This is a genomic window from Nonomuraea sp. NPDC005692 (assembly GCF_040631115.1).
In the GTDB taxonomy this organism is placed as follows: domain Bacteria; phylum Actinomycetota; class Actinomycetes; order Streptosporangiales; family Streptosporangiaceae; genus Nonomuraea.
Genome location: NZ_JBEXYU010000007.1, coordinates 389,272 through 411,551 on the forward strand (window position 1 = coordinate 389,272; position 22,280 = coordinate 411,551).

The 22,280-nt window shown below is 72.8% G+C and carries 18 protein-coding genes and 2 pseudogenes; 7 read left to right on the top strand and 13 right to left on the bottom strand.

Annotated elements, in window-relative coordinates:
- Positions 1-98 precede the first annotated feature (98 nt).
- Entirely contained in the window at positions 99-1,604 is a 1,506-nt protein-coding gene (locus ABZ459_RS18915; RefSeq protein WP_357971540.1) for an alpha/beta hydrolase, read from the top strand.
- A 54-nt stretch (positions 1,605-1,658) separates the two neighbouring features.
- Here the strand turns inward: ABZ459_RS18915 and ABZ459_RS18920 are convergent, their stop codons facing one another.
- Together ABZ459_RS18920 and ABZ459_RS18925 are read right to left on the bottom strand one after the other, a co-directional pair.
- Entirely contained in the window at positions 1,659-4,163 is a 2,505-nt protein-coding gene (locus ABZ459_RS18920; RefSeq protein WP_357971541.1) for an excinuclease ABC subunit UvrA, read from the bottom strand.
- Positions 4,164-4,189: 26 nt separating this feature from the next.
- Positions 4,190-4,486 (bottom strand): hypothetical protein, encoded by a 297-nt coding sequence (locus ABZ459_RS18925; RefSeq protein ID WP_357971542.1) that lies wholly within the window; start codon positions 4,484-4,486, stop codon positions 4,190-4,192.
- 291 nt (positions 4,487-4,777) lie between these two features.
- Between ABZ459_RS18925 and ABZ459_RS18930 the strand changes: the two are divergent.
- Positions 4,778-4,978, top strand: a pseudogene (locus tag ABZ459_RS18930) (IS481 family transposase); the annotation flags it as partial.
- 8 nt (positions 4,979-4,986) lie between these two features.
- A pseudogene (locus tag ABZ459_RS18935) lies at positions 4,987-5,157 on the top strand (IS481 family transposase); the annotation flags it as partial.
- On the opposite strand, the gene ABZ459_RS18940 reads toward ABZ459_RS18935, so the two are convergent.
- The 11 genes from ABZ459_RS18940 to ABZ459_RS18990 form a co-directional block, all read right to left on the bottom strand.
- Entirely contained in the window at positions 5,154-5,951 is a 798-nt protein-coding gene (locus ABZ459_RS18940; RefSeq protein ID WP_357971543.1) for a nuclear transport factor 2 family protein, read from the bottom strand. The pseudogene ABZ459_RS18935 and the gene ABZ459_RS18940 overlap by 4 nt on opposite strands.
- A gap of 421 nt (positions 5,952-6,372) precedes the next feature.
- On the bottom strand, positions 6,373-7,629 hold the full coding sequence (locus ABZ459_RS18945; protein ID WP_357971544.1) for a hypothetical protein: 1,257 nt from the start codon (positions 7,627-7,629) through the stop codon (positions 6,373-6,375).
- Between the two features lie 11 nt (positions 7,630-7,640).
- Positions 7,641-9,584: a TOMM precursor leader peptide-binding protein gene (locus ABZ459_RS18950; protein WP_357971545.1), complete on the bottom strand. Its 1,944-nt coding sequence runs from the start codon at positions 9,582-9,584 to the stop codon at positions 7,641-7,643.
- Positions 9,581-11,251, bottom strand: coding sequence for a hypothetical protein (locus ABZ459_RS18955; protein WP_357971546.1), 1,671 nt, complete (start codon positions 11,249-11,251; stop codon positions 9,581-9,583). Before ABZ459_RS18955 ends, ABZ459_RS18950 begins: the two co-directional genes overlap by 4 nt.
- Positions 11,248-12,414, bottom strand: coding sequence for a lantibiotic dehydratase C-terminal domain-containing protein (locus ABZ459_RS18960; protein WP_357971547.1), 1,167 nt, complete (start codon positions 12,412-12,414; stop codon positions 11,248-11,250). The genes ABZ459_RS18955 and ABZ459_RS18960 overlap by 4 nt, the downstream gene beginning before the upstream one ends.
- A complete protein-coding gene (locus tag ABZ459_RS18965; protein WP_357971548.1) occupies positions 12,411-14,978 on the bottom strand; it encodes a lantibiotic dehydratase in 2,568 nt (855 codons plus the stop codon). Before ABZ459_RS18965 ends, ABZ459_RS18960 begins: the two co-directional genes overlap by 4 nt.
- Before the next feature lie 63 nt (positions 14,979-15,041).
- On the bottom strand, positions 15,042-15,203 hold the full coding sequence (locus ABZ459_RS18970; RefSeq protein WP_329579958.1) for a thiazolylpeptide-type bacteriocin: 162 nt from the start codon (positions 15,201-15,203) through the stop codon (positions 15,042-15,044).
- Between the two features lie 15 nt (positions 15,204-15,218).
- Positions 15,219-15,365, bottom strand: a complete 147-nt coding sequence (locus tag ABZ459_RS18975; RefSeq protein WP_329579955.1) for a thiazolylpeptide-type bacteriocin — start codon at positions 15,363-15,365, stop codon at positions 15,219-15,221.
- Positions 15,366-15,375: 10 nt separating this feature from the next.
- Complete coding sequence (locus ABZ459_RS18980) at positions 15,376-15,537, bottom strand: thiazolylpeptide-type bacteriocin (RefSeq protein ID WP_357971549.1); 162 nt, start codon at positions 15,535-15,537, stop codon at positions 15,376-15,378.
- A 76-nt stretch (positions 15,538-15,613) separates the two neighbouring features.
- Positions 15,614-16,423, bottom strand: coding sequence for an ABC transporter permease (locus ABZ459_RS18985; RefSeq protein ID WP_357971550.1), 810 nt, complete (start codon positions 16,421-16,423; stop codon positions 15,614-15,616).
- The gene (locus tag ABZ459_RS18990) at positions 16,420-17,364 is read right to left on the bottom strand and encodes an ABC transporter ATP-binding protein (protein ID WP_357971551.1); all 945 of its coding nucleotides are present in this window, start codon (positions 17,362-17,364) and stop codon (positions 16,420-16,422) included. Before ABZ459_RS18990 ends, ABZ459_RS18985 begins: the two co-directional genes overlap by 4 nt.
- A gap of 204 nt (positions 17,365-17,568) precedes the next feature.
- Here ABZ459_RS18990 and ABZ459_RS18995 point away from each other — a divergent pair, with 204 nt between their 5' ends.
- The 4 genes from ABZ459_RS18995 to ABZ459_RS19010 all read left to right on the top strand — a co-directional run bounded on the left by ABZ459_RS18995 (position 17,569) and on the right by ABZ459_RS19010 (position 22,269).
- A complete protein-coding gene (locus tag ABZ459_RS18995) occupies positions 17,569-17,754 on the top strand; it encodes a thiazolylpeptide-type bacteriocin (RefSeq protein WP_329579942.1) in 186 nt (61 codons plus the stop codon).
- Between the two features lie 80 nt (positions 17,755-17,834).
- Positions 17,835-18,917, top strand: a complete 1,083-nt coding sequence (locus ABZ459_RS19000) for a hypothetical protein (RefSeq protein WP_357971552.1) — start codon at positions 17,835-17,837, stop codon at positions 18,915-18,917.
- Entirely contained in the window at positions 18,914-20,503 is a 1,590-nt protein-coding gene (locus tag ABZ459_RS19005) for a hypothetical protein (protein ID WP_357971553.1), read from the top strand. Before ABZ459_RS19000 ends, ABZ459_RS19005 begins: the two co-directional genes overlap by 4 nt.
- 2 nt (positions 20,504-20,505) lie before the next feature.
- The gene (locus ABZ459_RS19010; RefSeq protein ID WP_357971554.1) at positions 20,506-22,269 is read left to right on the top strand and encodes a TOMM precursor leader peptide-binding protein; all 1,764 of its coding nucleotides are present in this window, start codon (positions 20,506-20,508) and stop codon (positions 22,267-22,269) included.
- Positions 22,270-22,280 lie beyond the last annotated feature (11 nt).

A 22,280-nucleotide genomic window follows, 5' to 3' on the forward strand; every position in this document is an offset into this window, starting at 1 on the left:
AGGGGTCACCCCTGAGACCGGACACATCACTACCGGAGCGTCGAAATCCGACGCGCGCCGGATCCGCAGGAAACAACCCCTTCACCAAGGAACGACGCATGCTCCTCATCAAGAGTGGAACGGCTGCCGCAGTGGCACTCACGGCCGGCATCGGATTGGGCGCCGCCGGACCGGCGCAGGCGGCCACGCCCCTGGACCGCTTCCACCATCAGACGATCACCTGGCGCGCCTGCGCAACCGGACCCGGCGATCAGATGGGCGAACAGATGGACGCCGCCGGTGCTCGATGCGCCACCGTTCTGGTCCCGATGGACTACCGCAGACCGCAGGGGCGGACCCTCTCCATCGCGCTCTCCCGGATCAAGGCCACCGATTCCTCCCGGCGCCGCGGCGTCTTGCTGCTCAACCCCGGCGGGCCGGGAGGCGCCGGCCTCTCGATGACGCTCCTGGGCAAGGAGATGCCCGAGGTCGCGGCCCGTTACGACCTGGTGGGCATGGACCCCCGATTCGTCGGCCGCAGCACACCGATCAGCTGCCGGTGGCAGACCGACACCTTCCTCCGCTCGGCGGGGCCCGACCGGCGTACCTTCGATGAGGGGGTGCGCCTCGCCGAACAGTTGGCGGCGGGCTGCGCCAAGGGCAATCTCCAGACCCTGCCGTACGCCACGACCAGGAACACCGCACGCGACATGGACGTGATCCGGGCCGCGCTCGGCGAGCGGAAACTGTCCTACCTCGGCTACTCCTACGGCACCTACCTGGGTGCGACCTACCTGCAGATGTTCGGCTCGCGGGCCGACCGGGTGGTGCTCGACAGCGCCGTCGACCCGCGGGTGTACGGCCCGCGCATGCTCTCACGCGCCGCCCCCGCGATCGACGCCGCGCTGCGGCGCTGGGCGTCCTGGGCCGCAGCACATGACAAGGAGTACGGGCTGGGCGGGACACGTGACGCCGTCCTGGCGACCGTAGAGAAGATCAACCGGCATCCCGTGAAGATCGGCGGATACCGCGTCGATGCCCATGTCGTGCCGTACTGGCTGTTCGTACGCCTCTACAGCGACGGCCCGCAGTCCTATGCCGTCCTCGCCGAGGAGGCGCGGGTGCTGAGCCGCGGCGGCGAGACACCGCCGCCCGCCTCGCTGAAGGAACTCCTCGACGGCCTGTTCACCGGTGCCGGAGCGGCCTCGGACCGGGCGGGCACGGCGATCCTGTGCGGTGACCGGGCCGCACCCCGCGACCCGGCGACCTACTACCGCGACATCCAGCGGCACCGCACCGCCGAACCACTGTTCGGACCGCTCGTCCGCAACATCACCCCGTGCGCGTTCTGGCCGGTCAAGCCGCTTGAAGCGCCCACGAGGATCGGCAACTCCGTACCGGCGTTGATCGTCGGCGCGGCCGGCGACCCCGCGACGCCCTATCCCGGCCAGCAGGCCATGCACCGGGCGCTGACCGGCTCCCGCATGATCACATTGAACGGCGCCTTCCGTCACGGCGTCTACCTCGCGGCGGGCAACGCCTGCGTCGACACCAAGGTCACCGGCTACCTGGTCGACGGTGTCCTGCCCGGTAAGGACGTCGCCTGCGGCCGCCCGGCCGTCTGACACAGATCCGCGCCTGGGCCGACGCGCACCCCGATCGCGGCCGTGATCGACTCGTTACTGTGCGGCTGGCGACATGAACCCGAGCCGCGGCCCTTCCAGGAGCGGCAGGCCCGCCGCGTACCGCCGGAAGAAGCCGGCGGTCGGGGTGTTCGCGGTTGCGACGGCGTCCGGGGTGCCCTCCGCGACCACCGCGCCCCCGTCCGGACCGGCTCCCGGCCCCAGGTCGATCACCCAGTCCGCGGACGCGGCGACGGGGATGTCATGTTCGGCCACGACGACGGTGTTGCCCGAGTCGAGCAACACGTCGAACGCATCCACCACACGCTGGATGTCAGAGGGGTGCAGGCCCGAGACGGGTTCGTCGAGAACGACAAGACCGGCCTTGCGGCCCGCGGCACCGCGCTGGATGGCGGACGCCAGCTTCAGCCGCTGCGCCTCGCCGCCGGACAACTCTGTGGCGCTCTGGCCGAGCTGCAGATAGCCGAGCCCGACCTGGTCCAAGGCTCCCAGGGTTTCGGCGAGTTGCCGGGGTTCGGAGAACTGCTCCACCGCCTCGGCGACGGTCAGCTCCAGCACCTGATCGATGGCCAATCCCTGGTACTTGATCTCCAAGGCCTCCGGCGTGTAGCGCCGCCCCTGGCATGCGTCGCAGACCACCCACACATCCGGCAGGAAGTGCATGTCGACCAGCTTGCGGCCATAACCGGTGCAGGGTTCGCAGCGGCCACCGCCCGCGGTGTTGAAGCTGAACCAGGACGCGTTGACCCCACGTGCGCGCGCCATGTCGGTTTCGGCGAACAGCTTACGGACGACGTCGAACGCCTTGCTGTAGGTGGCCGGGTTGGATCGCGGCGTGCGCCCGAGCGGTTCTTGATCGACGACGGCGACCCAGTCGAACCCCTCCAGGCCGGTCACCTGTCGCACGGTGTCGATCGTCGTCCCGTTCAAAGCGGCCTCCACGCTCGTCGCGAGCGCGCCGAGCAGGCTGCTCTTGCCGCTGCCGCTCACTCCGGTCAGGCAGGTGAGCCGGCCGGCGGGGAAACGCACCACGTCCGCGGCCACGTTGTGCGCACGCAGGCCGTGCAGCTCCACCCAGCCGGTGTCATCCCCGGCCGGACGGCAGGTCCGGCGCAGCCGTGGCCCCTGACCGGCCAGGTAGCGTCCGGTCAGTGACGTGGGGTGGGCGGCCGCGTCGGCGGGAAGCCCCGACACCAGGATCTCACCGCCGAGGCGGCCCGCGCCGGGCCCCATGTCGATCACCCAGTCGGCTCGGGCGATCAGTTCGGGGTCGTGCTCGACCAGGAGCACCGTGTTGCCGGCCTGGCGCAGCTCCAGGGCGATGTCGAGCAGGTGCGCCTTGTCCGCCGGATGCAGCCCGGTCCCGGGCTCGTCCAGGACGAAGACGATGCCGCTCAGCTCGGTGCTGAGCTGCGCGGCGAGCCGGGTTCGCTGCAACTCGCCCCCGGACAGGGTCGCCGCGCTCCGGGACAGCTGGAGATGGGCCAGGCCGAGGCGGTCGAGGATCCCGAGTCTGCGGCCCAGGTCCTGCAGCAGCGGCTCACCCACCTCGCGCTGCCGGGCGTCCAGGTCGCCGACCACCCGCTCGGCCCAGCTGCGTACCTCCCGTACGTCCACCTGGAGCAGGTCGGGAAAGGTCAGCCCGCCGAGCCGCACGGACCGGGCCACCTGGTCGTACCCGCTGCCGCCGCAGGTGCCGCACGGCTGCTTGCGCATGTACGGCAGGTAGCGCTGCTTGGCGCTGGCGGTCTGGGCGTTCAAGAACACCCGCTCCACCTCGGCCAGCGCCCCCCGCAGCGGCTGGCTGGAGGTGTAGGTCACCGAGACCGTCTCCTTCTTGCTGGTCATGTCGACGGTCGCCTCGACCTTCTCCTCACCTGTGCCGTACAGCACGCAGTGGCGGAACTCCTCCGGCAGCGACCGCCATGGCAGGCCGAGGTCCACGCCGCGCTTGTCGGCGAGCGCCGGCACGAACGCGTGCTCCCCCGACCGCCACTTGGCGTACCAGGGCGAGGCCCCCTCGAAGAGGGGAAGCTCCGGATGGGTGATGATGAGGTCCTCCTGCGCCTGCCAGCGCCCGCCCACGCCGTGACAGTCCGTGCAGCTGCCTTCCGGGGTGTTGCGGTCGAAATGAGCGGTCGTCAGAGGCCCGTTGACGCTCTGCGCCGCCGGGTCCGCGCCGATCCCCGGAAGGCGCGAGTACAGCAGTCCCAGATGCCCGTCGATGCCGGTGATCGTCGCGACCGTGGACCGGGGGTTGCGGTTCAGGCGGCGCTGGTCGACGGCGAGTGTCACGCCGAGCCCCAGGATGCGGTCGACCTTCGGCCGATTGCGCTGGGTGATGTACTGCCGTACGAACGGCGAAAGCCCCTCCAGGTACCGCAGCTGGGCCTCGTTGTGCAGGGTGTCGATGGCCAGCGAGGTCTTGCCGCTGCCGCTCACCCCGGTGAAGGCGGTGAGCCACCCCTTGGGAATGCTCACCGACACGTCCCGCAGATTGTTGGTACGAGCCCCCACCACCTCGATGGCCTCTCGCCCCATACTGGCGACGTCCCGTACGAACGCAGTCAACCTTGATCCACCCTCTCGCAACACAACAGAACACGGGCGGACGGACTCCCACCCATGTCGAACAAGTTGATTCCGCCACTACGCGGCCGTTTGATCAGATCCCTCGGTACGTGGCCGGTCCGGGCATAGGCGGTCATCCAGTGCGGATGCGGCCGGCCGTAGACCACGTCGTCGTCCCGGTCGAAGGCGTCGTCGCCGTAGAAGTTCTTGCAGTACGCGAACAGGTACGGCCAGTCCGCCGCCGGCTCCCCATCCTCGGGGTTGAGGATCTCCACTGTGCCGTGCGTGAACACGCCCAGATCCTCACCGCGCATGTGTGCGGCGGCGGGACGGGCGGCCAGGTGGCGCGCCTTGGCGAACGGGACAGGGAGGCTTCGAGGAGAGACTGAAGCTCCTTGAGTTCCACGGGCGTTTCGCGCATTGAGGTCCTTGTCTATCCATGAGGCACCCGGTCCACGCCCACATCGGCGCCGACCGGTGCATTGATGATCACTCTGAAACCCGACGCCTTGTGTCATGTTTTCATCCGTGTCCCGTCCCGGGACATGCTTGACACGTCGGTCCCAAGGCATGGGTGACAGGTGCTGTCTTCGGCGGAGGTGCTGGTGTGTGAGTTGCGGCGTCAGCATCCGCGGTGGGGACCGGTTCGGCCGGCGCACGAGGCCGGTCGCCGTGGCGTGGATCCGCCGCCGTCGCGGATGGGGGTGTATCGGGCGCTGGTGCGTCACGGGCTGGTCGAGCCGGGTGCGGGGCGGCACAGGAGGGTCTCTCGCCGTTGGCAGCGCTGACCGACAACGGCACCCTGCTGGACGAATGGGCCTACGCCCGGCGCTACGCCTCAGAGATCGAACGCCGCCACGTGCCGTACTGGCTGCACACCTACAATCACCACCGCGGCCACACCGCACCAGCAGGTCTGCCACCAGCCAGCCGCGTACTCGACCTCACGGGACAGAACAGCTAGACGTCGTCGTCCGGGCGCAGGGCGTGCAGGACCGCAGAAGTGTCCAGGTAGAACGGGTGTATCTCGGTGATGCGATCATTCCTGATCGTCATCAGCTGCATCACCGAGGTCTCCAAGGCCCGGCCGGTGGCGCGGGCGCGCAGGATGCCGCGGTTCCAGACCACGACACTGCCGCCGTCGACCACATACTTCTGCTCCAGGAACTCCAGGGACTGCCATGCCTCGCTCATGGCGGCCATGAACCGCTCGATGCCGCTCGGTCCGCGCCAGGTGCCCCCGTAGGGCAGGGAGTCCGCCTGGTACATCACGACCTCTGGGTCCAGGCACTCGGCAAGCTGGCCGAAGTCGGCCTTGCCGAAGCCCCCTGCGGCGATATAGGCAACTTCCGCCCGGTAGAACCGCTCCAGCACTGCCAGTGAGCTCCTGCCCTCGTCGCCCCCCGAAGCCGGACCGTCATTCGTCATTGCTTCTTCCATCATGCGCTCATCATGTCCGCCTCGGACAGGATGCATCCGGCGTAAATCGGACCCGTAGGCGGCAAGCTCGCCACCGACGACCGGCCCGCACCACTGGACGCGCTGTCCTACCTCCGGGACGGCTCGGCCGTGCTCCTTCGTCTGGCCTGCAGTCGCGGCCCGACGGGGCTCGACGCGGCCGAACGGGTCGGCGATCCGGGCCATCAGCTCGTTGCAGATGACCATCCAGCCATCAGATTCTCCGCTGTGGTTCGCGGCCACCGCACGATCTTTGGTTGTCTTCACCAACACCGGAGATCTCGCGGTGGCCGTCGCCATGTGACCTGAACGCCTCAAGATCGCGAAGTGTCACTGGAGTACTAGCCAGCGCTTTCTACGCGCGCTGGCGCCGGCAGCAGGCTGGCTGAACGCCTTCGAGGCCGTCCACGACCCGCCACCGGCCCGAGCGGCCTGACCCGTCCCATGTCCCGCGCCACCGCCTCGAACCCGACGACCACGACAGTCACCGGCCATGTGGCCCACCCACTGCCCCAGCCCGCAGCACCCGGACAAGCCGCGACCCGAGGAATTGAGCCAAAGAACGATCACCACAATTCACACCGTGGACCCAGGCTCAGACGGAAGCGTTGTCATCTGTGCCGGTCCTCGCGATCCCCTCGCACGTTCAGCGCGCAGGTCCTCGCTCACCTGCGCGTGCGCGGTGATGGCGTGGGCTTCGGCCTGGAGGGCGGTGTCGCGTTCAGCTTCGGCCGCGCCGACGGCCTTCTCGTCCTGGGCGGTCTGTTTCCAGGCGGAGCGGCGTCAGGTCGTAGGAGAGCGAGGCGAACCGTGGGCGTCCGACCAGGGCCAGGTAGAGCAGGTCATGAGCGGCGGGTGCGCCGGCGGCGGCCTCCAGGGACGCTTCCCTGACGCTGCGCACCGGGCGGCAGAACAGGCCCTGTACGGCCGCGGCCGTACAGGCGTGCTGCGCCAGCGCTCCGGCGGCCCGCAGGAGAGCGGGGTAGGCCTGGGGTCCCTCCTCCCGCACCGCGCGCCCGACGTCGGCGGTGATGAGAACGGCCAGGTTCATGCCGCCTACGTGGATCTGCTCGGGCGGGTAGGTGAAGGCGGCCTGGACCGCCGCCATCGCGGCGCCCGGTTGTCGTACCTCCAGGGGGGACGGCGGGTGGCGGTCGTCGCACCTTCGCGGCTCCAAGGGAGACAGCGCGTACCAGCCGTCCGGCAAGCCGGTCACGTTCCTGAGCGCCAGCCGTACTCTCAGGCGCGAGGTCGCGACAGGTGAGCCCGGCGGCGGATCCGTGAGCGCCTCGGCGACCGCCCGGGCAGCCGACTCCGGCAAGGGCCTGGGGTCGGCCGACACGCCGCGCGGCCCCAGACCGGCGCTGCGCCAGGAGGGCAGGAGCGGCAAGGCGACGGCGGCCGAGGCGCCGGGGGTGATCGTGACGCCCGCGGGATCCGGGACGAGGGTGAGCCCATGGCCGGGCGCACGTTCGGCCAGGGCTCCCATGAGGTGCCCGGCTTCCAGCTCGGCCAGGGCCTCGGCGAGCGAGCCGTAGCCGGCGGGCAGCCGGTCCGGACGGCGCCGCAGATCCAGCCTGACCCTCCGGGCGGGGCGCGGCGAGCCGGGACCGGCCAGGGTGCGCCGGACCGGGTCGACGCGCCAGGCACTGATGCCGATCCGCAGCCAGGGCTCGATCAGGTAGGCGGCGCGCGGCGAGGGGTAGGCGCGGTGGTCGTTGAACGGGTTGTGCGGCTCCCAGCGGGTCGGGGTGAGCACGTCCGTCAGGAGCCTGGCCAGGGTGGCGCCGAAGTCACCCCAGGCCGCGAGCGAGCTCAGCGGGGTGCCTGGAACGGCGGGCGGCTCGGGCCGTACCGGGCCCTCGGAGTGCGGGCCCTTGCCCGGCCCGTGCTCGTGGACGGCGGCCAGGACGGCGGCGATGCTGTCGGCTGGTAAGTCGATGCCGTCGGCCGACGACGGGGCAGGGGACTCCGCCATGAGAGGCTCCGTCACGGGAATGGGTGGGGTGGCAGGCGGTCGGGTCCACGTGTGGGGCGGCGGCCCAGGCGGGCGGGGACGCTCCAGAGCCGGTCCAGGCCGCGCAGGCGCCGGTTGGCGTGGCCGAAAGTCATGGGCAGCGTGCCCGGCACGATCACCTTCGCCGCACGCAGGCCCAAACGGTCGCGGATGACGGGATGGCTCTGGTCCACGGCGGCGAGCTCCAGGCCGAGCCCACGCAGATGGCCGACGTAGTGGTCGAGAACCGCCCACAGGTCGCCGCCGGGTGGAGCGGGGGCGGGCACCGGTTCCGGAGCGTCCTCCAGGAGGAACGCGTACCTCCCTGCCGCCTCCGGCAGGCCGTACACGGCGACGTGGTCCTCCATGGTGCGGATCCGGTCCGGGTCGTCGAGCAGGCGCAGCAGCCGCTCCCTCGTGTAGTCGCCCGGCACCCGCCTGGCCCGGTCGGCGGCGGATTCGACGTCCACGGCGATCTCCGCGGCGGCCGAGACCATCGCGGCCACCGGATCGGGATGCGCTCCTGCGGCGAAGAAGGCCGCGGGCTGCCTGCCGTCCCTTTGCCGGGCCATCGCCAGGGCGACGGGGACGCCGAGATCGTTCGTGGCGTCGAAAAACTCCAGGACGTACCCACGGTGGTCGAGGCGATCGACTAGGTGGGGCAGCAGGGGATGATCGTCCGGTACGGCGAGGCGGGGCAGCGGGGTGCCCGCGTACCAGGCCATCAGGAACGCGTCGCGCTCCGCGACCTCGAAGAAGCCGTGCAGCACCGCCTCGGCCAGGCTGTTGCCCAGCCCGCAACCGCTGGAGGTCTCGGCCACGAACCTGGCCGCGTCGCTTCGTGGCAGCCCCCAGTAGGCGACGTGCTCGGGGACGAGAAGGGGCGTGGAGCGGGTGAAGGACCAACCTTGCGCCCAGGTGGTCGGCACGTCGGGGGTGTAGGGGACCAGGGTGCGGTGGGGGTCGGTCCGGTACCGGTCGGGCTCGTGCAGGCCCAGCGTGGCGGGATCGACCGCGCGGTCCGGGCCCAGGTCGGCGAAGGCCGCCCACACCGCACCGCCTGCGCCACCCGCCCGCGCCGCCCTGCCCGCGCCACCCGTGCCACCCGTGCCGGCCGCGCCGGCCAGGCCGCCGTGCGGGCGCATGCCGCTGAGTCGCTCGACCGCCTCGAACAGGGCCACCCGCTCCGACTGCGCGAAGTCCCCCGTCCGGCCGAACCCGGCCACCTGCCCGTCCGGGTCACCGGCCAGCATCGCGGCCACCGTGGGCAGGGCCAGGGAGCCACTGCGTCTGAGACCTGCCACTGGGCCGTAACGCGAGTCGATCAGCGTGTCGTGCAGGCGTGAGCCCTCGGTCCTCGGGTTGTGGGTCCGCAAGGTGCCCGCGACGGCCGGCAGCGGTGCTCGGGCAGCGGATTCTGCGGTGGGGGACGACGTCTGTGCGACGGCCGTCGCAGCTGGGGGCGATGGCTGGGCGATGGGCTCCTCCGTCGGCCGCGGTGCGCATGTCGGGCATCCCTCGGTGCGGGGCATGACGGTGTGGCGGGTCAGGGAGCCGTGGTCGGTCCGCAGGGCGTAGACGACGTCCGCGTGCCGCTCGGCGTCGGCGAGCATCGTGACCGCCAGCTCCAGCAGAGCGGGCTGGAAGGCGGGCGATGCCACACCTCGCAGGGTGAGCCGCGGGTCGCCCACCGGGACGGCGGTCCCGAACGCGGCCAGCCGCTGGGTCTCGGCGCAGGCCAGGCAGACGCCGCCTCGGGGGCCCCGGACCGGGCCGATCAGGACCAGTGCGCCCTCGTGGCAGATCGGCAGCAACGGATGCCGTCTGCTCTTGGTGCGGGCGGCGAGCTCCTCCAGCTCGGCCAGGCGGTACCGGGTCAGGAAGAGCGCCTCGGCGTCCGTGTCGCGTAGCTCTGTCGCGCAGGAGCGGATCTTCATTGGGCGCGTCCGAGGACGAGCGGCCGCGCCGCGCGGGCAGGGGGTACCCGGACCGCGACCAGACCCGAGGTCGCCCACAGCCCGCCGACCCCGGCTTCGTCTGCCACGAGTGCAGCCGGCCTGAGCGCGGTGGCCCCGATTTCGGCTCCAGGGGTCTCATGCTCGCCGGCCAGGACTGCGAGGGCCTGCTGAAAGCGGGCCTCGCCGTCGCGGGAACCAGACGGCCAGGCATGGTCCCGGTACCCCCAGGGAAGCGGCTGGGGCGAGGGCTGCCATGCCGGGGTCGCGCCGCAGACCGGTGCACCTTCGGCGATCGACCGGCCCGCACGGCGCGCCTGTTCCCTCGCCGTCGCCGCGAGCAGGGCGAAGGCTGCCGCCTCGCCTGCTTCGGCTTCCACCGCCCAGCCGAGGACGCACCCGCGTGCACTCACCTGGGCATGCACCACGCCGGCCGCGAGCCGTACCACCTCGATGCTCGCCGGTACGGCCAGGCGTAGGGTCAGCGCCTTCCACCAGCGGCGCGCCGCGGGATCGTCGGCCCACTCCGCCTCCTCCACGAGCTCCACGGCCGCCACCGGTTCCGGCCGGTCGCGATGGGTGGCCAGGCGCAGGGCCAGGCCGCGGGCGTGCAGGTGATCCATGCCGATGGCCACGTCGGAGGGCCGGGCGACCGCGGACAGGGCGGCGTGCAGGCGGGCGGCGTCCAGTGTGGTGCCGTAGCCCACCATCTCGCCACAGGCGGCCAGGTTGACGGGGAGCTGGGGCAGATCCTGCGCCTGTGGGGCGGGCACCAGGCCCAGCTCAGGATCGCCGAGGACGTCGAGTGCCGCCATGGCCTCCTCCCAGGAGAGCGCCTCGCGGGGTGGCTCGGCGCCGGGCCAGGGGTGATAGGCCATCCTGAGCGGGTCGAGGCGGGCGACCAGGACCGCGTGGTGCGGTGTGGGGGTCTCGCGCCCTTCCCGGGAGGGGTCGGGCAGCCCGGCCGCCGCGCACAGCAACCGGTGCACCGCAGCCCCGGCCACCAGTGCGCAAAGGACCTCGGGCGGCTCCGCGGTGGGCCCGTCCGACAGGTGGTGGGCCACGGCGGCGGCCTGCGCTGCCGCCGTGTCGGCGGAGCCCGGGGGTACGGCGTAGCCGACCTCTCCCAGGCACCCGGCCACCACGGCGAGCTGGTCCGACGCCTCCAGCGTCAGCGTGGAGGCCGGCCCCGGTACGCGGCGGTAGCGCATCCCCGCTGCGGCCAGGGCGCGCTCGGCGGCGGCGGCCGGTGCGCCTGCGCCGCAGACCGTGAACACCGTCCCGGCGAGCCGGTGCCACGCGGCGGCGGGGTCGGCCGCCGAGGACTCAAGCCAGCCGGCCACCGCGCTCGGCGGCAGGTCGGGGCCCGGTTCTCCCCACCCCTGCGGCACGGCCACGAGCATGTCGTGCTCGCGCAGCTGGCCGATGATCAGCTCGATGGCGCGGGCGACCGGTTCCGAGGTGCCGGGTGGGGCGGCCAGCTCGGGGGCGGGCACGCCGCCCGCCAGGGCCGCGGCGAGCTGCTCCCACAGCCGCCACAGCCCGGCCCCGCCCTTGACGGTGAAGCTCGACGTCCACCCGCGTACGTGCACCCCGTCGGCGGTGGGGGCGGCGTGGACGACCGGGCGCAGCCGGAGCACCTCCGTCATCGCGCCACCGACCCGAGGGGCGCCCCGAGCTGTTCGCGCCAGCTGGTGCCCGTCACCTGCTGGACCGCGCGGGCCATCATCGAGGCGGCCAGGTACCGCTCCATGGGGGTGACGTCGCAGACGGCCAGGAGCTGGTAGAGCATGTTCGTGCCGAACCGGTAAACGGTGAAGCTGCGGCCGAGCGGAGGCCGGGTGAAGTCCACCGAGCGCAGCGCCCGGTGGTATTCACTGACCTCGCGCGGGGCGCCCGGGTCCCAGCGCCGGGCGGTGCGCGGATCGTCGAGCAGGGCGGCGCGTGCGGCGTAGCCGGGTCCGAGCTCCATCACCAGGACGCCGTCGTCGCAGGCCTGCCCGGCCTCGGCGCGGGCCGCCGCGCTCCAGGCCCGCCAGGCCGACACGGCGGCGGAGGGTCGGTGTCCTTCGGCGATGCGTGCCACGAGGTCGACGGTCGCCTCGCGGTTGCGTTCCCAGGCGGTGTCGAGACCATGCCGAACCCGGCCGTCCGGGTCGTGCCAGGTGAGGAAATCCTCCACGTGCGACAGGAAGGAGTGGTAGCCGTGCTGCAGGCCGTGCGGGTACTCGTCGGCGTGCACGGTCATCGCGGTGATCGCCAGGGCGATCCGGCCGGGCGCGCTGTCGCCGTCCGATGCGAGCTGGTCCAGGGCGGTACGGCACGGCGGCATGCCCCGTTCGAGCACGCGCGAGCGCAGCCGTACCAGCTCGGCCGAGCCCAGCAGCCCGGCGGTCGGGGCGTGGTCGGCGGGGGTGATGGTGACGGTGTTGTCGGGAAAAATGGGCTCGTACGGCCCGGCGACCAGTTCCAGGCGCCCGGCCTCGCGCGAGTGGGCGAGTAGGTCGGCGGGGGTCTGCCGGCTGGTCGAGGGGTGGCGGCTCAGGTGGCCGCGCAACCGATCGGCGACCAGCTCTGCGGCAGCGGCCAGCTCCGCCGGGGCGGCCATGCCGTCCGCCGGGTTCGCGGCGCTCGTCGTGCCTGGGCCAGGTCGGAGGCGGACGCGCAGGTGGGGGCCGTGGAGCCAGTGGCGCTCGACGTGCCCGCGTACGCCCGCCGCGACCGCCTCCCCCAGCGCGGGAAAGACGGCCTGCCTGAGCAGCCCCGCCTTGACGGGCTCGTAGTAATAGCAGACGACGTCCAACTCGCTCATGAGGCTCTCCAGCAGGATTCGACGATGAGCTCGGTCACCGGTTCGTCCACGGTCCCCGGTACGGGCAGGGCCTCCACCAGGGCGATGTCCTCGGGGTATCGCTCCAGGTGGGCGGGCAGGCAGCGCAGGTGCAGGGCGTTGCCCAGATCGACGTACTGCGGCTTGGCCGCCCGCAGCTTGCGCAGGAACCCGGCCAGCGAGTCCACGGCCGTGGACGCCTCGGCGAACAGGTGCTCAGGCAGCCCGTGGCGGGCCCGGAGGCGGGCGGCGGCGACGGCGGGATGCTCGCTCCTGAAGGCTTCGCGCAGCGCGGTGGCCGCGTCGTCGGCGAACTTCCACTTGCGGCGCTGCAGCACGATCCCGTCGTGGGTCAGCCGTCCCAGCTCCGTCACCCCGCCCGTCTCGCGCCTGCCAGCGAGGCCGGACAGTGCCGGATGCCCGCACACCAGGTCCGCGGTGAGGGGCGCGGTGCGGTCCGGTAGCGAGTAGGGCACGAGGAAGCCGAGGTAGAGCACGCTCAGGGGGCGTCCGGTGGCGCGGTCGACGACCCGGACGAGCTCGGTGTCCTCGTCGTGGAGGAGGTCGAGCTCCTCGGGCGGGAGGTCGGCCCAGCGCGGGTCCTCGCCGACCTCGCGGGCGGTGACCATGGGGTGCAGGTTGGCGTTGAAGCCCAGCACCGGGCGGTATTGCACGGTGTCGGGGCCCAGGACGCGGTGCAGCCATTCCGTCACGGCCGCCGTGGCCGAGGGGTCGAGCTGGGGCAGGAAACGGCTGGTGAACCTGGCGAACCCGGCGTAGACGTGGTTGACCGCGAGCCCGCCGCCGGGGACGGGCTGGACGAAGTAGGAGTAGGAGACCGGCCGGGCGTGCACCCAGGCGGGCAGCAGGTCCGCGGCGGCGTTGACGGCTTCCCTGGGGATCTCGCGGTCGAGCGAGTGCGGGTCGCCGGCGGCGGAGATCAGCTCGCGCACCTGCTCGCGGGCGGCCTCGATGCCGGGGTCGCGCTGCCTGTTGCCGAGCACCTGGCTCCAGACCTGCGACATCAGCTCTGTGCAGGCGGACAGGGGCACGCGGGCGCCGCTGCCGTACAGGTCGACGAACCGCTCGGTGACCAGGCGGCGGACGAACAGGTGGTGGTCGAAGAGCATGGTCAGCGGGGTGAGCCGGGCCAGCGCGGGCAGGTCGGCGCGGCCGTGCCCGGCGCCCAGGGGCAGGGGGCCGGGGAGGGTGACGTCCTCCATGAGAACCGGCACCCCGGCCAGGTCGGCGCCCACGAGCTCGCCCGTCTCCCGCCAGTCGTCGGCCAGCGCGGCCAGCGCGGCCGGGCGGGCGGCGGCGGGCAGGCTGGAGAAGGCCGCGGTGCGCTCTCGCAGGCTCGCCAGCCGCCCGGCCGGCGAGCCGCCCGCGACCAGAGGATCAGCGGCCACGCCGTCCGAGACCAGGCCGCCGGCGGCCGGGGCGGTCTCCAGCCAGCGTGCCAGGGAGCCCAGCACGTCCGGGTCCTGCGGGTCGACCGGCCACACCGGCACGATGAGCCCGACGTCGATCATCTGTCCCACGTACGCGCCCGCCGCCTGCGCGGCCGCCGGGTCGGCGATGTTGCGCGCCAGCAGTTCGGCCAGTTCCCGAGGGGTGCGTTCCCCCTCGTGCAGGTGCCGGAGGAGGAAGGAGACCGGCGCGGTGAGGGCGAGTTCGACCCGTTCCTCTCGGGCCGCGTGCACGTGGGTGGCGTCGGCCTGGGGGATGTCGCGCTGGTACACCACCCGCCCGTCGCGCTCCCGCAGGGCGGGTGCGAGCCGGTGCGGCAGGTTCACGCGTCTGCCCGGGTCTTTGAGCAGGGCGTTCAGCAGCCGTGTGACCAGGACGTGGTTGACCTGCGAGCAGGCGCGCGGCTGGGGGTCGCAGCCAGGGCGCCCGTCCCACCAGCCGAGGCCGACCGAGGTGTACCAGGACAGCGGGCTGGTCTTGGCGGTGGCGCGCAGCGCGTAGCGCAGCACGGTGGGCTCGGCCTGGCGGGCGCGCTTGTCGGGGCGCCCGGCGCACGCGGCCGTACGGTCCACGCCGTACAGCAGGTCGCGCCCGGTGAGGGTGACGGCCTGGCGCAGCGGCTCCGCCCTACAGATGCCCGCCAGGACCTCGCGTTCCGCCGTCAGCGCGTCGCCCCATCCGGCCGCGAGCTCCTGCTCCAGCCGGGCGCGTGCGCGGGCGGCGGCCAGCCACCCGGCCAGTCCTGGCACCCTTTCGGGCAGGTCGCCGAGCCGGGCCGCGAGGGATTCGCGCGGCACCCGGCCGTTGTGGACGTCGCGCCGCAGCGGCAGCACCACGGCGCGGTGGAAGTCGAGGGAGTGGCGGGCGGCACTGGCCGCGAGCGCGTCGGCCAGGCCGGGCGCGGCCGCCTCCATGGTGCGCAGCAGTCCGGCCAGCTCACGCAGGGCCGCACGCCACGGCTCGGCCTGCTGGGGACGTTCGGGGTACGGCAGGGCCGCGCGCCTGACCACCGCGAAGGGCGCCAGTTCAGCGCTCGCCGTACCGCTGCCTGCCGGCCTGTCCAATGTGCTGGTCATCACGCATCCTCTGTGGGTGGTCCCCCGGCCACCCGTGAGCGGCCGGGGGGTGTGAGCGGCTTCCTATATCGGGTCGATGGAGCAGCAGGAGCTGCACGACATCGACAGGTTGGAGCAGCTGATGCCGGATGCGCCGGTCTCGGGAAGCGCGACGCTGTCACGCATCGCCGTCACCGACAGCTCCTCCAGAGCCAGCTCGTCGACCTGGAAGGCGAAACTGGGCATGGCACCTTCTCTCACTCAGGTGGGTTGGATGCACGAGCAGCACGAAGAGGTGGTCAGGCACCCGGAGGCGGCGGTCTCGGGGAGGGCGACGCTGTCGCGCATCGCCGTCACCGACAGCTCCTCCAGGTTCAGATCCGTCACCTCGAAGGGGAAAGCGGTCATCGCATGCTCCCTACTGGATGACGATGCAGCAGCAGGACGAGGATGTGGCGATCGAGGTGAACGCGCTGCAGGCGGAGGCGCCGGTCTCGGGAAGCGCGACGCCGTCGCGCATCGTGGTGACCGACAGCTCCTCCAGAGCCAGGTCCTCCAGGTTGAAGGTCAGGTTCGACATGGGGTTTCATTCCTTTCCGTACACGTACACGTGCGAGTGCGGCTGGCGGGTGGAAGGGAAGCGGCGGGCACCTCCTTCAGTCCAGGGCGCGGCGGCCGAAACCGAGCGCGCCTGCGACCGCGAACCCCGCGCCGGCCATCGCCATGACGAGCAGGCAGAGCCAGAACGCGAGGTGCGGGATCTGGGGGACCATGACCGCGCGCATGGCCTCGCTGACGTAGGTGAGCGGGTTGAGCGCGCAGACGACCTGGAACCACGGCAGCCGCTCCAGCTCCGGCCAGGGGAACTGGGTGGCCCCGGTGAACATCAGCGGCGTCAGCACCGCCGCGAAGACGGTGTTGATGCCCCGGGGCGAGACCGCGGTGCCCAGGGTCATCCCGATCGCCGAGCCCACGAAGGCCCCCAGGGCCATGACGAGCAGGGCGGGCGGCACGGCGGCGAGGGCGATCTCGGTGCCCGGCAGGACGAGCATGCCCAGCGGGATCATGACCGCTCCGGCGAGCAGGCCGCGAACCGTGCCGAAGAGCATCTTCTCGACGGCCACCAGCCAGATCGGCAGCGGCGCCAGCAGCCGGTCCTCGATCTCCCTGCTGTAGGAGAAGTCCAGCGTCAGCGGCAGCGCGGTGTTCTGCAGCCCTCCGACGAAGGCGTTGAGCGCGATGACTCCAGGCAGCAGCACCGCTCCGAAGTCGCGGCCGACGTAGCCCAGGTCGCCCAGGACCGTGCCGAAGACGAACAGGATGAACAGCGGCTGCAGCACCACCTGGGTCAGGAAGGCGGGCAGCTCGCGCCAGGTGACGACGAGGTCGCGCGTGAGGATGGCGGCGAAGGAGCGCGCCACGGGCGGCCGGGGGGCCGCGGCCCTGGCCTCGTCGATGGTGGTCATCGCAGCTCCCGTCCGGTGAGGCGGAGGAAGACGTCCTCCAGGCCGAGGCGGGCGAACTCCACCCCGGCGAGCGTGAGGTCGTGGCCGGCCAGCGCCTTGACCACGGTGGGCAGCACCTCACCGGGATCGTGCGAGGTGTACAGGCGCACGCGCCCGCCCGGCAGCTCCTCCACGCGTTCGACGGTCTCGACGGCGGCGAGCGCCGCGGCCGCCGCGCCCTCGGCCGAGTCCAGCGCGAGCGTGAGGGTGTTGCTGCCCGGCAGCTCCCTGACCAGGGCGCCGGGGGTGTCCAGCGCCAGCACCTTGCCGTGGTCCAGGATGGCGACCCGGTCGCAGAGCTTGGCCGCCTCGTCCATCTGGTGCGTCGTCAGCACCACGGTCACGCCGCGCTCGCGCAGCTCGGCGATGCGCTCGTGCACGAACAGCCGTGACTGCGGGTCCAGCCCGCCGGACGGCTCGTCCAGGAACAGCACGCGCGGCTCGTGCATGAGCGCCCTGGCGATCATCACGCGCTGCGCCTGACCGCCGGAGAGCCGGTCGGTGCGGTCGCTCGCGCGGTCGGCCAGGCCCATGCGCTCCAGCAGCTCGCCGGCCCTCCTGCGCCGCTCGGCGCGGGGCACCGCGTGGTAGGCGGCGTGGCACTGCAGGACCTGCCGGATGCTCAGCGAGCGGTCCAGGTTGGTCCGCTGCGGCACCACGGCCAGCACCTGCCTGGCCCGCGTCGGTTCCCGCAGCACGTCGACGCCCTCGACGACCACCCGGCCGCCGCTGGGACGCACCCGCGTGGTCAGCACGCCGACGGTGGTGGTCTTGCCGGCCCCGTTCGGGCCGAGCATGCCGAAGACCTCTCCGTGGCGTACCTCGAAGCTGATTCCGTCGACCGCAGCACGGGGATTTCCCCGGTAATTCTTGGTGAGATTCTCGACCTCGACAGCGTTCATTTCTTCACCGATACCGATCGCGTCGTGGAAACGGGCGAAGCGTATTCACGCGGGCTCCCGACAGTCAAGGTCCGAAAATTGGCCGACCGCTGTCAGTACACCTTTCCGACAGCATGGTCAAGACAGCAGAAAACCTGTCAGGTGATCGCGGCGGGACGCGGCCCATACTTCGGGAGTCGAACTCCAGCACCTGGGAGGTGAATCATGTCCCCTGCGATCACTACCGCCGACTTCGGCCTCGCCGACCTGGATCTGTCCAGTCTGCAGGTGACGGCCATGCGTGACGCCGTCGCCCTGCCCGAGACCGGCGCCTCGTCAGGATCGTCGAGCTGCGGCGGTTGCTCCACCTGCGGCTCGTCGTCCTGCTGCGGCGGCACCGAGATCGAATGATTTACCGGCCGGGACGCCGCTTCCTCCGGAACCGCGCCCCGGCCATTCAAGAGCCCTTCTACGCGCTTGGACGGGTACGTATGATCGACGTGATCTGCCATTATTACGAGGACTTCAAGGCGCCATTGTTGCGGCAATTCCTCATTCCGCTCGCGCGGTCTTTTCCCGGCAGCGTCCACCTCGATCGGCACTGGTTGCGCGGACCGCACGTCCTGCTCCGCTTCCACGGTCCCGGCGATCACGCCCGGGCCGCGGAGGAGGCCGCCGACGCCTGCCGACGCCACCTGGCGGCCTTCCCCTCCACCGCCGTGGTGGATCCGGCCGAGCTGGTACGGCAGGCGGAACTGATCGGGCGCGCCGAGCTCGTGCCCGGACCGTACGCACCCCTCCACCCCGACAACTCGGTGCTGGTGCGCCCTGCCGACCTGACTCCGCTGGTCGACCTGCTGGGCTCGCGGGCCGCCGTGCTCGAGCGGTGCGAGCTGCTGGCCCTCGGCCTGGGCGCGGTGGAACGGTCACTCGAGCTGGCCGGCGACCCCGGCTCCCGCGTCACCCTCGCCCTGGTCGCGATCACCGCCCATGCCGCCGGCTATCCGACCGGGCTGGGAGCGGGCTACCAGTCCTTCCTGTCGCACGTGGCCGACCATCTGGCCTACGAGGATCCCGACGGCAGCCTGGAGGCGGCCTTCGAGCACCAGTGGGCCGAGCGCGGCGCGGGGGTGACCGAGCTGGTCCGCACCGTCGCGGAAGGCGGGGTCCTGCCCGGCCGGCTGGAGGGCGTCGCGGCGGCCTGGCGCGCCTGGTCACGTGACGCGTCCGCGCACGCCGACGCCGCTCTCGACACCGCCGCCCTGGTCGGCGACCGGAACGGGCACGCCGCCGTCGCCGCCCGGTTCGGCGGCGACACCGAGATCCGGTGGGACTTCACCCGCCGCCACTACAGCGAATACCACCAGCTGCTCAACCGGTCCGGGTTCGAGAAGGTGGCGCTGAGCAGGCCCTTCGGGCTCTACCGTTTCGGCACCAACGTGCTCTACCGCCTGCTGGCGCTGTGCGACCTGCGGCCTGTGGAGCGTTACCTGGCCGCCTACCTGTTCAGCCAGGCGGTCGAGCGCATCACCGGGCGGACGTGGCGCGAGCGGCTGAGCGGAGTTCCGGCGTGAGCGCCGAGGCGGTCCTGCGGCTGCGCCCTGTGGTGCGGGCCGGTCGCCTGCCCGCGGGCGTGCACCTGCGGTCGTGGAGCGGCGCGGTCAGCCTGGAGGGGGCGGCCGGGCTGTGGCCGCTGTGGCAGCGGCTGGCGCCGTTGCTCGCAGAGGGGGTGAGCGAGCGCGATCTCGACGCGCTGTGCCCGGAGCCCGCTCTGCGGGAGGCCGTGCGGGTGCTGCTCGATCGGCTGCGGGAGCACGACCTGCTGGTGGCGGTACGGCCCGGCGACGGCATGCCGCCGGCCGTACGGGGGTGGCTGGAATCGGCGGCGCCCGACCCGGACGCGGCGTGGCGCTCGCTGGGCGCGGCCACCGTGACGGTGCGGGGCGAGGGGCGGCTGGCGGAGGCGGCGCGTGACGCGCTGGCCCGCTGCCATATCGACGCCCGCACGGCACCCGCCTCGGACGGCCTCACGCTCATCGCGGGCGTACTGGTGGTCCGCGCCGCCGGCCTGGGCCCGACGGGGTTCGTCACGCCCGCCCTGCCCCCCGCCCAGGCCGCCGCCCTGGCCGACGCCCTGACCACCCGCCTCGCGGGCCCCCCGGCCACCACTCACCTGCCCGACGCCCCGGCCACCCGCCTCGCCGACCCCCCGGCCACCCCTCACCCGCCCGGCGCGGGCCACGGGCTCGCGCCCGATGCGATGCTGGCCGAGCTGCTGGGAGCCGCGGCGGCCGACCGGATGGCGAGGGCGATCGCCGGATGGCCCGCCAGGTCCGGCGAGGTCCTGCTCGCCAAGGCCGACCCGCTGGAGGCCTCCTACCGCCCCTGGCCTCCGGCCGCCCCGGTCTCGCCCGCCCACCGCGTCACGCTGGAGGAGGCGCTCCGGCGGGCCGCGCTGCTCACCGACCCCGACCTCGGAGCGCTGCCCCCCGCCGTCCCGGACGGCCACCCCCAGCTCCCCCTCGGCCTGGTCGTCTGCCCGCTGCCCGGCCGCGAGGTCACCGGAGCCGGTCCCACGACCGACACCGCCCATCTGGCGGCCGTTCAGGCCGCCGCCCAGGCGCTCACCGGCGAGGACCCGGCGCACACGGCCGTGGGCGCGGACGAGCTGCACGCCTGCGGCGTCCTCCTGCGCCACCTGGCCGACCGCCTGGCCGCCGGGCTCGCCCCGTGGCGCGGCCCGGTCCCCGGCAGCCACTGGTGGCGCGTCCTGACCCGCCGTCTGGGCCGCGCCGTGCGGCTGTGCCTGCGCGACCTGGACGGCGCCTGGCACGCCGAGATCGTCGACAGCGGCGGCTCCCGCCTGGGCTGGGCGGTCGAGCGCGACCGTGACGAGGCGGCGGCCATGGCCGCCATGGCCGCAGTCGGCACGCTCCTGGCACCGGGGCCGGTCACGCCGGTCTGCGGAGCCGTACCCTCCCCCGATCTCACCCCGGAGGAGCGCGACGGCGATCTGGGCCGGTGGTTGTGGCCCGCCGCGCTCTCCGCGCACGAGGAGGAGCTGCAGGCCCGCCTGCGCGAGCTGACCGGCTGCCTGCCTCACCGCGACGAACGGCCCTGCGCGGTGAGCGCCGCGGGCTTCCAGATCTGGCGGAGCTGAGCATGGACTTCGACGTCGTCGTCCTCGACACCTGGACCCTGGAATCGATCACTGAGCTGGCCGCCCGCGCCGTGGACGGCGGGCCCGCCGTCCTTCCGGTGCGCTGCGACGGCGGCCTGGTGCTGGTCGGCCCGCTCACCGGACCGGGAACGAGCGCGTGCGTGGCCTGCGCCGAGCACGCCAGGATCCACGCCCTGCCCGGCCGTCCCCCGCACACCGGCCAGGTCATGGGCGGCTCGGTCCCGCCGACGGTCGCCGCCCTGGTCGAGCGCCTGGCGGAGCGACCGCAGGACGGCGTCATGTGGGCGATCAGGGGCGAGAGTCTGGAGGTCTCCACCCACCGGGTGCGGCCCTTCGGCGGCTGCCGGGTCTGCGCACCGCTGCCCGACGACTCCCCGCGCCCGATCACGATCGCCTCGCACCCGGTCACCGGCACCGGCCTGCGCGAGGCCAACCTCCGCACGGCCGGCGCGGGCGGGCTGCGTGAGATCCTGCTGGACTGGCGGGTCGGCCCGGTGCTGCGGCTGTTCCGCTGGGGCTCGCGCAGCCTGCCCCTGGCCAGCGCCGAGTTGCCGGGCGCCGCCGACTCCTCCGAGGCGGGGTACGGCAGGGCGGAGGACTTCGCCGACGCCGAGCGGGTGGCGTTGTTCGAGGCGCTGGAGCGGCTGACCGGCATGACGCCGCGCGGCAGCCGTACCGTCGTGCGCGCCGCCCACGCCGAGCTCGACCCGCACGTCGCGGTCGACCCGGCCACCCTCGGCCTGCACGAGCCGGAGTTGACTGACCATCCGGCCTTCCGCCTGACGCCCTACGCTCCCGGCCTGCCGCTCGCCTGGGTCCACGGCTGGTCGCTGACCCACGGGCGCGACCGGCTGGTGCCCGAGGAGCTGGTGTACTGGCGGCTGCGCGGCAGGCGCTCGATCTACGACTCCTCCAACGGCTGCGGGCTCGGCTCCAGCCTGGCCGAGGCGATTCTGTACGGACTGTTCGAGGTCGCCGAGCGCGACGCCTTCCTGATGGCCTGGTACGCCCGCACCCCGCTGCGGCGGATCGCCACCCCGACGGAGGACCCGCAGATCTGCCGCCTGGCCGACCGGCTCGGCTCGCTCGGGCACGATCTGCTGCTGTTCGACGCCACCAACGACTTCGGCGTGCCGGCCGTCCTCAGCATGATCCGCCGACGCGTGCCGGATCCGCGGCGGCCGAACGCCCTGTTCGCGGCCGGGGCCCACCACGACCCGCTCACCGCCGTCAGGTCGGCCGTCGTCGAGGTCTACATCAACGCCAGGAACGCCGCGGATCCGCGCATCGTCTCCTTCGACCCCGACCGGCTGCGGCCCATGCTGGAGGATCCCACGCTGGTCCGCACGGTCGACGACCACGTCTTCGTCAACGCTCTGGCCGAGGCCGCCCCCTGGCACTCCTTCCTGAGCGGCGAGGAGACCCCCGTGTCCTGGCGCGAGGTGTGGCCCCGCCGCCCCGCCGTACCCGACCTGGGCGGGTACCTGTCGGAGTGGGTGGCGCAGCTCGCGGCGCGGGGCCTGGAGGTGATAGCGGTCGACCAGAGCGAGCCGGTCACCCGCGAGCGGCTCGGGCTGCACGCCGCCAAGGTGATCGTGCCGGGGTCGCTGCCGATGACCTTCGGCCACGTCTACCGCCGCACCCGCGGCCTGCCCCGGCTGCTGGAGGTGCCCGCGAGGCTGGGCCGCCTGCCCGCACCGCCGCGCTACGACGACCTGCCCTTCCACCCCCACCCCTTCCCCTGACGTGAGGACTG